Here is a 268-nt window from a genome sequence, read left to right as displayed (position 1 = left end):
GCTGACTCTCGCGCATCAGCAGCAAGGCAGCTGGTTGCATGCCAATGGCGTGGCACTCAAGCAGGCCATGCAGCAGGTCCATGCTGATGTGCAGGCCACCAGTCAGCGTTTCAGCGATGGCCCCGAAGGCAACAGCGGGGCGCACGCTCACCTCAAGCACGGCTATGGATTGCAGGCGCAGCATGTGGTGCTCACCGCGGGGCAGCACGGCATGGGGCATGGCCACTTTGATCAGCTGGGCATGACGTATTTCGCGCGCGGCAAGGAA

The 268-nt window shown here is 63.1% G+C and carries 1 protein-coding gene; it reads left to right on the top strand.

Annotated elements, in window-relative coordinates; all coding sequences use genetic code 11:
* A partial coding sequence (locus SB786_RS36445; protein ID WP_410731612.1) for a hypothetical protein occupies window positions 1-268 on the top strand: 268 nt, incomplete at both ends.

Source organism: Burkholderia sp. SIMBA_062 (assembly GCF_046534765.1).
Lineage (GTDB): Bacteria > Pseudomonadota > Gammaproteobacteria > Burkholderiales > Burkholderiaceae > Burkholderia > Burkholderia ambifaria.
This window is presented reverse-complemented; position numbering and strand designations above follow the sequence as displayed.